The organism is Pseudomonas sp. B21-031, from assembly GCF_024748985.1.
GTDB lineage: Bacteria > Pseudomonadota > Gammaproteobacteria > Pseudomonadales > Pseudomonadaceae > Aquipseudomonas > Aquipseudomonas kermanshahensis.
Window position 1 is genome coordinate 4,316,405 of sequence record NZ_CP087181.1, and the last position, 12,512, is coordinate 4,328,916.

Here is a 12,512-nt window from a genome sequence, read left to right on the forward strand (position 1 = left end):
AAGAAGGCAGTAATAGCCCCGTAAATCTCCGCCGACAGCACCGGCCTCTTCGCAGCACAAGGCTGCTCCTACACGCCATACCGAGACCGACCTGTTTGGCTTCGTTTTTGCTTATATAGATATCGTATACGAAATACCATATAAGGAATGCACGGCACTCAATCGATGCCGAACTGCCTACTCCTTCTTCCAATAATACGTATCGGAGTGCAAAACGATGGCCACACCCTCAACGGCGGCATCAGTGAATGCCGTGAACACAGCAGACAAGGCGCCTGCGGGCATCAAACGTGTGGTGGCAGCCGCGATGGCGGGCGCTGTTGCCGAGTGGTACGAGTTCTTTCTCTATGGCACAGCATCGGCCTTGGTGTTCGGCCAGCTGTTCTTCCGCCAGACCGGCAGTGCGATGGACGGCATCATCGCGGCTTTCGCCCTTTACGCCGTGGGCTTTCTCGCACGCCCCATCGGCGGCTTGGTGTTTGGCCACTACGGCGATAAGGTCGGCCGCAAGCACCTGCTGCAGATCAGCCTGATCGTCGTCGGGGTGACCACCTTCCTGATGGGCTGCTTGCCCACCTTCGAACGCATCGGCTACGCCGCCCCCATCTTGCTGGTGGTACTGAGGTTGATCCAGGGCTTTGCTTTTGGCGGTGAATGGGGCGGCGCGGTATTGCTGGTGTCCGAACACAGCCCGGACAACCGCCGCGGCTTCTGGGCCAGCTGGCCGCAAGCCGGCGTGCCAGCAGGCAACTTGATTGCCACGGTCATCCTCTTGCTGCTCTCCACCAACCTGAGCGAAGCGCAGTTCCTGGACTGGGGTTGGCGCGTTGCGTTCTGGTTCTCGGCGGTGGTCGTGCTGATTGGCTACTGGATCCGTACCCGAGTCGACGATGCGCCCATCTTCAAAGAAGCCCAGGCCCGCCAGCAGTTGATGGAAAGCCAGCAACTGGGCGTGGTCGAGGTGGTCACCAAATACTGGCGCGAGGTGCTGATCGGCATTGGTGCGCGGTTTGCCGAAAACATTCTGTACTACATCGTCGTTACCTTCTCCATCACCTACCTCAAACTGGTGGTGCACAAGGACACGTCGCAGATCCTGCTGCTGATGTTTGGTGCCCACCTGCTGCACTTCTTCATGATCCCGTTCATGGGCTACCTCTCGGACATCATCGGGCGCAAGCCTGTGTACCTGATCGGCGCCGTGCTCACCGCCTTCTGGGGGTTCATCGGCTTCCCGATGATGGACACCGGCAACAACTGGCTGATCATGGCCGCCATCACCCTGGGGCTGGCCATCGAGTCGATGACCTACGCGCCCTACTCCGCCCTGATGGCCGAGCTGTTCCCTACCCATGTGCGCTACACCGCCCTGTCGCTGTGCTACCAGGTCGCACCGATCCTCGCCGGTTCGCTGGCCCCGCTGATCGCAGTGACCCTACTCAAGGAATACAACAGTTCCACACCGATCGCCTGGTACCTGGTGGCCTCCGCCGTGATCTCGATCATTGCCGTCGCCGGCGCCAGGGAGACACGCGGCAAATCACTGCGGGCGGTGGACGAAGAATCCGTGGCGCGCACTGCCAAGCGCTGACCGACCAACAACAACGACAATTCTCGAGGTAATGACCATGAGCAACATCTTCACCGGCACCATCCCCGCCCTGATGACCCCGTGCACCCCGGACCGCAAACCGGACTTCGACGCGCTGGTACGCAAAGGCCGCGAGTTGATCGACGCCGGCATGAGCGCCGTGGTGTATTGCGGCTCCATGGGCGACTGGCCGCTGCTGACCGAGGCCGAGCGCCAGGAAGGCGTGGCCCGCCTGGTCGCCGCCGGCATCCCGACCATCGTTGGCACCGGCGCGGTCAATTCCCGCGAAGCCGTGGCCCATGCCGCCCATGCGGCCAAGGTCGGCGCCCAGGGGTTGATGGTGATCCCCCGCGTGCTCTCCCGCGGCGCCTCGGCGGTAGCCCAAAAGGCTCACTTCAAAGCCATTCTCGACGCTGCCCCTCAGCTGCCGGCGGTGATCTACAACAGCCCGTACTATGGTTTTGCGACCCGCGCCGACCTGTTTTTCGACCTGCGCCGCGAACACCCGAACCTGATCGGCTTCAAGGAATTCGGCGGCGGTGCCGACCTGCGCTATGCCGCAGAATTCATCACCTCCAAAGATGACGACGTGACCTTGATGGTGGGCGTCGATACCCAGGTGGTGCACGGTTTCGTCAACTGCAATGCCACCGGCGCCATCACCGGCATCGGCAATGCCCTGCCGCGCGAAGTGCTGCACTTAGTCGCGCTGGCCAAACGCGCAGCCAAAGGCGATGCGAAAGCGCGCCGGCTGGCCGGCGAACTTGAAGCGGCCCTTGCCGTGCTCTCATCGTTCGATGAAGGCTGCGACCTGGTCCTGTACTACAAGCACCTGATGGTGCTCAATGGCGATCAGGAATACACCCTGCACTTCAACGAAAGCGATGCGTTGAGCGACGCCCAACGTCGCTATGCCGAACAGCAGTATGCGTTGTTCCGCAGCTGGTACGCCGATTGGTCGGCGGCCAACAACATAGACTGACCGCGCGGATCCATCGCTGAGGCATGCCCCCTTCCTCTGGCAGGGGGCGACACCTTGAACACGCAGCCATTGCGGGCAACTTTCACGCGCATTACCTTGGGAGCGAGCATCCCCTTCCCGTACACCGCCAAGGAATACAAATGCCGTACCCCAGCGCGACCCAAGCGTTCAGACAGGGCGCCCACAGCGTCCTGCCGTTGACCTCCGGGGTCGTACCCTTTGGTTTGATCACCGGGGTCACGGCGATCGGCATGGGCCTGTCGCCCGCCGATGCCATCGGCATGACGTTGCTGTTCTATTCAGGCTCCGCGCAGATGGTGGTGATGCAATTGATGCAAAGCGGCGCCCTGCCGGTGACGATGGTGGTCACGGCGCTGGTGATCAACCTGCGCTTTCTGATGTACAGCGCCAGCCTCGCCCCGCACCTGAGCCACCTGCCACGCGCCACAAATGGCCGATGGCCTACCTGCTTTCCGACCAATCCTTTGCCTTGTGCTCATTGAAGATGTCCTCAGGCGAGCTCGGGCGCTTCGCCTTTCACTACTACGCTGGCACGGCCATCACCATGTGGTTTGGCTGGAACCTTTCGGTGCTGGCCGGCATGTACCTGGGCGCGGGCATCCCCGAAGACTGGTCGCTGGGTTTTGCCATCCCTTTGTCGTTCCTGGCGCTGCTGATCCCCAGCATCCGTAACCGGGCGACGCTCGGCGCAGCGCTGACCGGTGGCCTGCTCGCAGTGCTGGCGGTCGACCTGCCTTATAACCTGGGCCTGTTGGCGGGTGCATTGGGTGGGATCATCGCCGGCTTGACCCTCGAGAACCTGCAGCAGACAAAACCTGTACAGCCCGTGGCGGATGAACACATCGAGCAGGACGCATGATGAGCGAAATGAGCCAATGGATTACCTTCCTGCTGATCGGCCTGGGTACCTTCGCGGTCCGGTTGTCGTTCATCGAGTTCTACACCGTGCTGCGCATCCCGCCGCTGTTTCGCCGCGCGTTGGCCTATGTGCCAGCCAGCGTGCTGGCTGCACTGGTGCTGCCGGCCGTAGTGTTCCCTGACCGGCACGCCGACTTCGACTGGATGAACCCGCAGATTCCCGCCGCGATACTGGCGGGCCTGGTGGCCTGGCGTACGCGCAGCACGCTGTTGACGCTGGGGGTGGGCATGGGCGCGCTGTGGGCATTGAAGCACTGGGGGCTGTAGGCAAAGCGCACGCACGTCTGCCGACAAAGGGGTCGGAGGGCGATGAAGGTGTGGAATCGTTTGAAGAAATGGCGTCCCAGGCAGGAATTGAACCTGCAACCTTCCCCTTAGGAGGGGGATGCTCTATCCAATTGAGCTACTGAGACGCAAGAACCGACAGTGAACACTGCACGGTTGGACGTGCCAGCATGTTAACCAGCATGCTGCCGTTTGTCATGCTGCAACAGGCCTTTTTCACGTAATCCTTTTCTGCGGCTCCGGGGCTGGCTGGGTCAGGTACGGGATCACGCCTTCATCATGCAGCAGTTTGAACAACCCGGTCACCGCTGCGTCGAGCGTAGTGGAATTGTCCAGCACATGCACGGCAGGGTCGTCGAAGGCCTGCAGCCCCGCATTACGCACCAACCGCTGTTCGATCTCGCCCGGGGTTTCCCTGCCTCTCGCCAGCAAGCGCTGGCGCAGTACCTGAGGCTTAACGTCGATGAGCACTGCCAGAAGATCCGGGTAGCGCAGCCGCGCTTCGGCCAGATAGGCACGAGAGCCGTTCACCAGCACCGCGCTGCCCGCTTCCAGCCATTGATCAACGTGCTGCGGGATCCCGTAGTTCAGACCATTGGCCTGCCAGTGCATGGCGAACGCACCCTGCGCACGCATCGCTTCGAACTGTTGGGCAGTGACGCCTTGGGCTGCCTCGCCTTTGGCTTCAGCCGAGCGTGTGATGACGCGGCGGGCAATTTTTACCCCGGCAGCAGTGAGTTGCTCGCGCGCGGCATCGATCACGGAATCTTTCCCTGAACCCGAAGGTCCTATCAGAAATATCAGGCGGCCTGTCGCTGATCGCCGTGCGCTTGCGTCATGTTGCATAGCCACTATGCTCTATGAAAGGAAACCCGCGCATTCTAGGGGTTTTCTTGGCCTTTTGCTGCGTTTTACCAGTTTTTGACGGCAGAAGACTGACGGCGGGACAAGTCGGAGCATGTAAAACTTTTCAAACCAGTGCTCATTTCTGATAATTGGTACTGGCAGAAAGCCTTTACCGGGCTCACTATTTGTCACAGAATTGACGCCAAGGAAACGGCGACCATGAGGCAAGATGAGCATCCAATTTTCCACGAGGGTTGAACATTTTGTTGTCGCCACGGTCGTATTTCCACCCCGTGCGGCCAATTTGAGAACCGCGTCCCCTGAACCAGTAAATCCGGTCAATTTATATGCGCCCAATGAAACAGGCTATTTACTCCAGCCGCACTGCTGACAAGTTTGTCGTCCGCCTGCCAGATGGGATGCGTGAGCGCATTGCCGAGGTAGCGCGCAACCATCACCGCAGCATGAACTCCGAGATCATCGCGCGCCTGGAACAGAGCCTTATCCAGGAAGGCGCGTTGGGTGACGAGCTGAGCATGCGCCTGGACAGCCCTGAACTGTCCCTGCATGAGCGCGAGTTGCTGCAACGCTTCCGCCAACTGTCCCACCGCCAGCAGAACGCTCTGGTCGCCCTCATCGCTCACGATGTAGAAATGGCCGCCGACGCTTCCTGAAGGTTGCCAGCGAACACAAAAAAGCCAGCGTAAGCTGGCTTTTTTATTGTTCGTCACATCATTAGCAATCGTGTGTAGGAGCAGCCTTGCGCTGCGAAGAGGCCAGTGACAACGCCATGAATGCTGGCTGCTATCAGGGCCTCTTCGCAGCACAAGGCTGCTCCTACAGGCCATGGGCTGGCCCCACGAATCAGAGCAGGAACAGCGTCGCCAAGCCCAGGAAGATGAAGAACCCGCCGCTGTCGGTCACTGCCGTGATCATCACGCTGGAGCCCATCGCCGGATCGCGCCCCAGGCGTGTCAGGGTCATCGGGATCAACACCCCCATCAACGCTGCCAACAGCAGGTTCAAGGTCATAGCCGCGGTCATCACCAGGCCCAACGACCAACTGCCATACAGCCAGAACGCCACCGCACCGATCACGCCACCCCAGATCAAGCCGTTGAGCAACGAGACTGCCAACTCCTTGCGCATCAGGCGGCTGGTATTGCCTGGCGACACCTGGTCCAGCGCCATCGCGCGCACGATCATGGTGATGGTCTGGTTGCCAGAGTTGCCACCGATACCTGCCACGATCGGCATCAAGGCGGCCAGCGCCACCAGTTTCTCGATCGAACCCTCGAACAGGCCGATCACCCGCGAAGCCAGGAATGCGGTAATCAGGTTGATGGCCAGCCACGCCCAACGGTTGCGCAGCGAACGCCAGACCGAGGCGAAGATGTCTTCTTCTTCGCGCAGACCGGCCATGTTCAGCACTTCGCTCTCGCTCTCTTCACGGATCAGGTCAACCATTTCGTCAATGGTCAGACGGCCGATCAGGCGATCGCTCTTGTCCACCACCGGGGCGGATACCAGGTCGTAACGTTCAAAGGCTTGAGCCGCGTCGTAGGCATCTTCCTCGGGGTGGAAGGACACAGGGTCGGTCGCCATGACCTCTGCCACCTTCTTGTCCGGGTCGTTGACCAGCAGGCGCTTGATGGGTAGCACGCCCTTGAGAATGCCGTCATAGTCGACCACGAACAGTTTGTCGGTGTGGTTCGGCAGCTCTTTCAGGCGGCGCAGGTAACGCAATACGACTTCGAGGCTGACGTCTTCGCGGATGGTGACCATCTCGAAGTCCATCAACGCGCCGACCTGCTCCTCGTCGTAGCTCAGCGCCGAACGCACGCGCTCGCGTTGCTGGGCATCGAGGGTTTCCATCAACTCGTGAACGACGTCGCGCGGCAGCTCGGGTGCCAGGTCGGCCAGTTCGTCGGCGTCCATTTCCTTGGCAGCGGCGAGCAGCTCGTGATCGTCCATGTCGGCGATCAGCGATTGGCGAACCGAATCGGATACTTCAAGCAGGATGTCGCCGTCGCGCTCCGAGCGCACCAGCTGCCAGACCGTCAGGCGGTCTTCCAGGGGCAATGCTTCGAGGATGTAGGCGACGTCGGCGGGGTGCAGGTCATCGAGCTTGCGCTGCAGCTCGACGAGGTTCTGGCGGTGGACGAGGTTTTCGACCAGGTCGTGATGAGCACCCTCCTGGCGGTGGGTGAGGTCTTCGACCACGCGCTGGCGCTGCAGCAGTTCGACCACCTGAGCCAGGCGATCCTGCAGGCTCTCTTGCGCTTTCTTTACTTCTACTTCAGTCATAGGCGAACTCCACTCCCAGCAGCGGAGCACGCCGGGGGAATCAATCGGTCAGATCTTTCTGTATGAATCTTGTTAAGGAGTAACTACTGGGTAAGTCCATGGTGGTATTCCACAAGCCCCGGCGGGGCTGACGGGCGCAATCATACACTGCCTAAGCTGTCAGATCGCTTAAATTTTTGGCCAGAACAATCGTTTGCGAGCTAAAGCTAGGACAACGCTCGAAGCTATGTGTGCGACGGCGCAAGCAAAAGAAAAAACACAGTTGCCGCGCAAAAGATTATCGGGCCGGTTTATGTGCAGTCTAGCGGGCATCACTGAGAAACAGTGACGGGAGAAAACAAAAAGCCCGCTCATTTGAGCGGGCTTTTTGTTTGTATGGCGGACTCAGCAGGATTCGAACCTGCGACCGCTCGGTTCGTAGCCGAGTACTCTATCCAGCTGAGCTATGAGTCCGTGGTCGGTATTTTTAGGCCAGATTACCACTGGCTTGTTGAAGCGTCTTTGCAAGCAAAGCCACTTCAAAAGTGGCGGACTCAGCAGGATTCGAACCTGCGACCGCTCGGTTCGTAGCCGAGTACTCTATCCAGCTGAGCTATGAGTCCGTGGTTGGTAGTTTTAGACCAGATTACCACTGGTTGTTTGAAGTAGCCTTGTAAGCAAAGCCACTTCAAAAGTGGCGGACTCAGCAGGATTCGAACCTGCGACCGCTCGGTTCGTAGCCGAGTACTCTATCCAGCTGAGCTATGAGTCCGTGTCTTGCCGCGCATTATAGGTCGCTGAAACATTTTTGCAAGAACTTTTTTCGTTTAATTTCAACTACTTAGCGTTCTTACTGTTTACAGCGGCCTAAGCGAATAATGGCGGTGAAGGGGGGATTCGAACCCCCGATACCCTTATGAGGTATACTCCCTTAGCAGGGGAGCGCCTTCGGCCACTCGGCCACCTCACCGCAACACGAGGCGAATATTAAAGAACCTCTTTCACCTTTGCAACCCTTTTTTTGAAAAAAACTTCAAAAGAATTAAAGGCTTGGCTCCTCGTCCTTCTCTTTCTTGATCCGCAGGTAGATTTCCTCGCGGTGCACAGCCACTTCTTTCGGGGCGCTGACGCCAATACGCACCTGGTTGCCTTTGACGCCAAGCACCGTCACGGTGATCTCGCCGTCTCCAATGATCAGGCTCTCGGCGCACCGGCGAGTCAGAATCAACATAGCTTTCTCCTTACGCAAAACATTCAGGGATAACAGTCTTTGGTATCGGGGGCCTGGTCGTGGACGACGACCCAGCCCTGGTTGCCCGCCCCGCAGCAGCGCGTGCGTGGCGAGCAGAAACGCGAAGGGCGCGGCAAGCCGCGCCCTTCCAGGCAGCGCCTTACTCGCCCTGTCGGGCAGGAGCGTCCAGTTCGAACGCGGTGTGCAGCGCGCGTACGGCCAGCTCCAGGTACTTCTCTTCGATCACGACCGACACCTTGATCTCGGAAGTGGAGATCATCTGGATGTTGATGCTCTCCTTGGCCAGGGCTTCGAACATGCGGCTGGCAACGCCCGCGTGGGAGCGCATGCCAACGCCAACGATGGAGACCTTGGCGATCTTGGTGTCGCCGATCACTTCACGGGCACCGATTTCGCGGGCAGTGTTTTCCAGCACGTTCTGCGCCTTCTCGTACTCGTTGCGGTGTACGGTGAAGGTGAAGTCGGTGGTGTTATCGTGCGCCACGTTCTGCACGATCATGTCGACCTCGATGTTCGAGGCGCTGATCGGGCCGAGGATCTTGAAGGCCACGCCCGGGGTGTCCGGCACGCCGCGAATGGTCAGCTTGGCTTCATCACGGTTGAAGGCGATACCGGAAATGATCGGCTGTTCCATGGATTCCTCTTCATCAATGGTAATGAGGGTACCCGGACCCTCCTTGAAGCTGTGCAGCACGCGCAGCGGGACGTTGTACTTGCCGGCGAACTCCACCGAACGGATCTGCAGCACCTTGGAACCGAGGCTGGCCATTTCCAGCATCTCCTCGAAGGTGATCTTCTCCAGGCGCTGTGCCTGCGGCACGACGCGCGGGTCAGTGGTGTAGACGCCATCGACGTCGGTGTAGATCTGGCACTCGTCAGCCTTGAGCGCCGCCGCCAGGGCTACGCCGGTGGTGTCGGAGCCGCCACGGCCAAGGGTGGTGATGCTGCCGTGCTCGTCGACACCCTGGAAACCTGCAACCACGACCACACGCCCTTCCTTGAGGTCGGCGCGAATCTTCTGGTCGTCGATCTGCAGGATGCGGGCTTTGTTGTGCGAGCTGTCGGTCAGAATGCGCACCTGGTTACCGGTGTAGGACACCGCTGGCACACCACGCTTGATCAAGGCCATGGTCAGCAGGGCAATGGTGACCTGCTCACCGGTCGACACGATCACATCCAGTTCACGCGGAACCGGCTGATCGGTGATCTGCTTGGCCAGATCGATCAGGCGATTGGTTTCACCGCTCATGGCCGACAGCACGACCACCAGGTCATCGCCCGCCTCACGGTGTTTCTTGACCTTTTCGGCTACCTGCTCGATCCGCTCGATGGAACCGACAGAGGTGCCGCCAAATTTCTGTACGATCAACGCCATTTCAATGGTGCCTCAGCCCATACAGGGCCCCAAAAAACAATCCAACATGAAGGAGCCGGCGATTAGACCGCCGGCCCCCTCATCTCAAAGTCCCTGCTCTGCGAACGGCACGGCCAGCGCCAGGGCCTGGTCCAGCGCAGCGACGTCGACGCCGCCACCCTGGGCCATGTCCGGACGGCCACCGCCCTTGCCACCCACTGCCGCAGCGGCTTGTTTCATCAGATCGCCAGCCTTGAGTTGGCTGGAGAGGTCCTTGGTCACGCCGGCCACCAGCACGACCTTGCCCTCATGCTCACTGCCCAGCAGGATCACTGCGTGGCCGAGCTTGTTCTTCAGCTGATCGACCAGGGCCAGCAAGGCCTTGCCATCCTGCCCATCCAGGCGAGCGGCAAGCACCTTGGCACCCTTGACCTCAACGGCCGCGTTGGAGAGATCATCCCCGGCGGCGCTGGCGGCTTTGGCCTGCAGCTGTTCCAGCTGCTTCTCCAGCTGACGGTTGCGCTCGAGCACCGCCGACAGCTTGTCGATCAGGTTGTCACGGTTACCCTTGACCAGTTGCGCGGCTTCCTTCACCTGCTCTTCAGCAGCGTTCAGGTAGGCCAGCGCAGCCGCGCCGGTAACCGCTTCGATACGACGCACCCCAGAGGCCACGCCGCCTTCGCTGATGATCTTGAACAGGCTGATATCGCCAGTGCGCTTGGCATGGATACCCCCGCACAGCTCCACCGAGAAGTCGCCACCCATGCTCAGCACGCGCACGGTATCGCCGTACTTCTCGCCGAACAGGGCCATGGCGCCTTTGCGCTTGGCGGTCTCGATGTCGGTCACCTCGGTCAGCACCTCGGTGTTGCGGCGCACTTCACGGTTGACGATGTCTTCCAGGGCCTTGATCTGCTCTGGCTTGACCGCTTCGAAGTGGCTGAAGTCGAAACGCAGGCGCTGGCTGTCGACCAGCGAGCCCTTCTGTTGTACGTGATCGCCCAGCACCTGGCGCAGCGCTTCGTGCAGCAGGTGAGTGGCGGAGTGGTTCAGCGAGGTGGCGTGCTGCACGTCGGCGTCGACCTTGGCCTCGACCTCGGCACCCACGCTCAATGCACCGCTGGCAACCACACCGTGGTGCAGGAAGGCACCGCCGGTCTTGGTGGTGTCGCGCACGTCAAAGCGCACGGCGCCGGCCTGCAAGAAGCCGCTGTCACCCACCTGGCCGCCGGACTCGGCGTAGAACGGCGTGCGGTCGAGGATCACCACGCCCTGCTCGCCTTCGCCCAACTGCTCGACGGCCTGGCCGTCCTTGTACAGGGCAATGACCTTGGCCTGGCCTTCGGTGGTGGTGTAGCCCAGGAAGTCCGTGGCGGTATCGACCTTGACCAGGCTGTTGTAGTCCATGCCGAAGGCGCTGGCAGAGCGTGCACGCTCTCGCTGAGCGTCCATTTCACGCTCAAAACCGGCTTCGTCGATGGTCAGCTCGCGCTCGCGGGCGATGTCGGCGGTCAGGTCCATGGGGAAGCCGTAGGTGTCGTACAGCTTGAACACCACGTCACCCGGCACCACGTCACCCTGCAGTTGCGCCAGGTCCTGCTCGAGGATGCGCAGGCCTTGCTCCAGGGTCTTGGCGAATTGCTCTTCTTCAGCCTTGAGCACGCGCTCGATATGCGCCTGCTGGCTCTTCAGCTCTGGGAAGGCTTCGCCCATCTCGGCCACCAGTGCGGCAACGATCTGGTAGAAGAAGCTGCCCTTGGCGCCCAGCTTGTTGCCGTGGCGGCAAGCGCGGCGAATGATGCGGCGCAGCACGTAGCCACGGCCTTCGTTGGACGGCAGCACGCCGTCTGCGATCAGGAAGCCGCACGAGCGGATATGATCGGCGACCACTTTCAGCGACGCCTGGCTGTCATTGCTGCAACCGATGGCCTTGGCCGCGGCGCTGAGCAGGTTCTGGAACAGGTCGATCTCGTAGTTCGAGTGAACGTGCTGCAGTACCGCACTGACACGCTCCAGGCCCATGCCGGTGTCTACCGAGGGGGCTGGCAGCGGGTGCAGGACGCCATCGGCGGTGCGGTTGAACTGCATGAAGACGTTGTTCCAGATCTCGATGTAGCGGTCGCCGTCTTCTTCCGGCGAGCCGGGTGGGCCGCCCCAGATGTCGGCGCCGTGGTCGTAGAAGATCTCGGTGCAAGGGCCGCACGGGCCGGTATCGCCCATGGTCCAGAAGTTGTCGGACGCGTACGGGGCGCCTTTGTTGTCACCGATGCGCACCATGCGCTCGGCCGGCACGCCGATTTCCTTGGTCCAGATGTCGTACGCTTCGTCATCGGTGGCGTAGACGGTGACCCAGAGCTTTTCCTTCGGCAGGTTCAGCCACTTGTCCGAGGTCAGGAAGGTCCAGGCGTAGGTAATCGCGTCGCGCTTGAAATAGTCGCCGAAGCTGAAGTTGCCCAGCATCTCGAAGAACGTATGGTGACGCGCGGTGTAGCCGACGTTTTCCAGGTCGTTGTGCTTGCCACCGGCGCGTACGCATTTCTGGCTGCTGACGGCGCGGGTGTAGGCGCGCTTTTCCTGGCCGAGGAAGCAGTCCTTGAACTGGTTCATGCCGGCGTTGGTAAACAGCAGGGTCGGGTCATTGCCCGGGATCAGGGAGCTGGAGGCAACTCGGGTGTGTCCCTGCTCTTCGAAGAAGCGAAGGAAGGCTTCACGGATTTCTGCGCTTTTCATAGGTTCTTCCACGGAAACGGCGGCCCTGGTGGGCAAACGCGTCGACGAAACGACGGCAAAGGGCCGCATTATATCGGTCCTGCAAACTCGGTGCAGTGTGTTTATGCGATGGAAAACGTCGAATAGACGGTTTTCAGGCGGTTGCAAACGAAAATGACATGATCGGATGCTAATTGCAGCCTTTCGCCACTGGCAAGCCCATTACGGCCGAAGGGAAGGGAAAATGGAATAGACGGTGAATTAAAAG

9 protein-coding genes, 5 tRNA genes and 1 pseudogene are annotated in these 12,512 nt (G+C 60.4%); 5 read left to right on the plus strand and 10 right to left on the minus strand.

Annotation, left to right across the window (positions count from 1 at the left end):
* The first annotated feature begins 217 nt into the window (after positions 1-217).
* The 4 genes and pseudogenes from abaF to LOY53_RS19255 all read left to right on the plus strand — a co-directional run bounded on the left by abaF (position 218) and on the right by LOY53_RS19255 (position 3,779).
* Complete coding sequence (abaF, locus tag LOY53_RS19240; RefSeq protein WP_027593071.1) at positions 218-1,591, plus strand: fosfomycin efflux MFS transporter AbaF; 1,374 nt, start codon at positions 218-220, stop codon at positions 1,589-1,591.
* A 37-nt stretch (positions 1,592-1,628) separates the two neighbouring features.
* Positions 1,629-2,573 (plus strand): dihydrodipicolinate synthase family protein, encoded by a 945-nt coding sequence (locus tag LOY53_RS19245; RefSeq protein ID WP_408981310.1) that lies wholly within the window; start codon positions 1,629-1,631, stop codon positions 2,571-2,573.
* A gap of 140 nt (positions 2,574-2,713) precedes the next feature.
* A pseudogene (locus LOY53_RS19250) lies at positions 2,714-3,453 on the plus strand (AzlC family ABC transporter permease).
* Positions 3,453-3,779, plus strand: a complete 327-nt coding sequence (locus tag LOY53_RS19255; protein ID WP_099430121.1) for an AzlD domain-containing protein — start codon at positions 3,453-3,455, stop codon at positions 3,777-3,779. The pseudogene LOY53_RS19250 and the gene LOY53_RS19255 overlap by 1 nt, the downstream one beginning before the upstream one ends.
* A gap of 69 nt (positions 3,780-3,848) precedes the next feature.
* On the opposite strand, the gene LOY53_RS19260 is transcribed toward LOY53_RS19255, so the two are convergent.
* Positions 3,849-3,925 (minus strand) — tRNA-Arg (locus LOY53_RS19260).
* An 88-nt stretch (positions 3,926-4,013) separates the two neighbouring features.
* Positions 4,014-4,643 carry a phosphonate metabolism protein/1,5-bisphosphokinase (PRPP-forming) PhnN gene (gene phnN, locus LOY53_RS19265; protein ID WP_252825315.1) on the minus strand — a complete coding sequence of 210 codons (630 nt, stop codon included), beginning with the start codon at positions 4,641-4,643 and terminating at the stop codon, positions 4,014-4,016.
* A 347-nt stretch (positions 4,644-4,990) separates the two neighbouring features.
* Between phnN and LOY53_RS19270 the strand changes: the two genes are divergently transcribed.
* On the plus strand, positions 4,991-5,317 hold the full coding sequence (locus LOY53_RS19270) for an Arc family DNA-binding protein (protein ID WP_003254499.1): 327 nt from the start codon (positions 4,991-4,993) through the stop codon (positions 5,315-5,317).
* A 190-nt stretch (positions 5,318-5,507) separates the two neighbouring features.
* Here the strand turns inward: LOY53_RS19270 and mgtE are convergent, their stop codons facing one another.
* The 8 genes from mgtE to alaS all read right to left on the minus strand — a co-directional run bounded on the left by mgtE (position 5,508) and on the right by alaS (position 12,265).
* On the minus strand, positions 5,508-6,950 hold the full coding sequence (gene mgtE, locus LOY53_RS19275) for a magnesium transporter (protein ID WP_252825316.1): 1,443 nt from the start codon (positions 6,948-6,950) through the stop codon (positions 5,508-5,510).
* Between the two features lie 376 nt (positions 6,951-7,326).
* A tRNA-Arg gene (locus LOY53_RS19280) sits at positions 7,327-7,403 on the minus strand.
* 72 nt (positions 7,404-7,475) lie between these two features.
* Positions 7,476-7,552: transfer RNA gene (locus LOY53_RS19285), tRNA-Arg, on the minus strand.
* A 72-nt stretch (positions 7,553-7,624) separates the two neighbouring features.
* Positions 7,625-7,701 (minus strand) — tRNA-Arg (locus LOY53_RS19290).
* Positions 7,702-7,808: 107 nt separating this feature from the next.
* Positions 7,809-7,899: transfer RNA gene (locus LOY53_RS19295), tRNA-Ser, on the minus strand.
* Positions 7,900-7,971: 72 nt separating this feature from the next.
* Positions 7,972-8,160 (minus strand): carbon storage regulator CsrA, encoded by a 189-nt coding sequence (csrA, locus tag LOY53_RS19300; protein ID WP_003254503.1) that lies wholly within the window; start codon positions 8,158-8,160, stop codon positions 7,972-7,974.
* A gap of 160 nt (positions 8,161-8,320) precedes the next feature.
* The gene (locus LOY53_RS19305) at positions 8,321-9,556 is read right to left on the minus strand and encodes an aspartate kinase (RefSeq protein ID WP_027593076.1); all 1,236 of its coding nucleotides are present in this window, start codon (positions 9,554-9,556) and stop codon (positions 8,321-8,323) included.
* An 84-nt stretch (positions 9,557-9,640) separates the two neighbouring features.
* Positions 9,641-12,265: an alanine--tRNA ligase gene (alaS, locus tag LOY53_RS19310; protein ID WP_085272489.1), complete on the minus strand. Its 2,625-nt coding sequence runs from the start codon at positions 12,263-12,265 to the stop codon at positions 9,641-9,643.
* Positions 12,266-12,512: the final 247 nt, after the last annotated feature.

Bases quoted from the DNA above. Each gene is read 5' to 3' on its own strand.
- abaF (WP_027593071.1), top strand. From the start codon at position 218: ATGGCCACACCCTCAACGGCGGCATCAGTGAATGCCGTGAACACAGCA.
- LOY53_RS19245 (WP_408981310.1), top strand. From the start codon at position 1,629: ATGAGCAACATCTTCACCGGCACCATCCCCGCCCTGATGACCCCGTGC.
- LOY53_RS19255 (WP_099430121.1), top strand. From the start codon at position 3,453: ATGAGCGAAATGAGCCAATGGATTACCTTCCTGCTGATCGGCCTGGGT.
- phnN (WP_252825315.1), bottom strand. From the start codon at position 4,643: ATGCAACATGACGCAAGCGCACGGCGATCAGCGACAGGCCGCCTGATA.
- LOY53_RS19270 (WP_003254499.1), top strand. From the start codon at position 4,991: ATGCGCCCAATGAAACAGGCTATTTACTCCAGCCGCACTGCTGACAAG.
- mgtE (WP_252825316.1), bottom strand. From the start codon at position 6,950: ATGACTGAAGTAGAAGTAAAGAAAGCGCAAGAGAGCCTGCAGGATCGC.
- csrA (WP_003254503.1), bottom strand. From the start codon at position 8,160: ATGTTGATTCTGACTCGCCGGTGCGCCGAGAGCCTGATCATTGGAGAC.
- LOY53_RS19305 (WP_027593076.1), bottom strand. From the start codon at position 9,556: ATGGCGTTGATCGTACAGAAATTTGGCGGCACCTCTGTCGGTTCCATC.
- alaS (WP_085272489.1), bottom strand. From the start codon at position 12,265: ATGAAAAGCGCAGAAATCCGTGAAGCCTTCCTTCGCTTCTTCGAAGAG.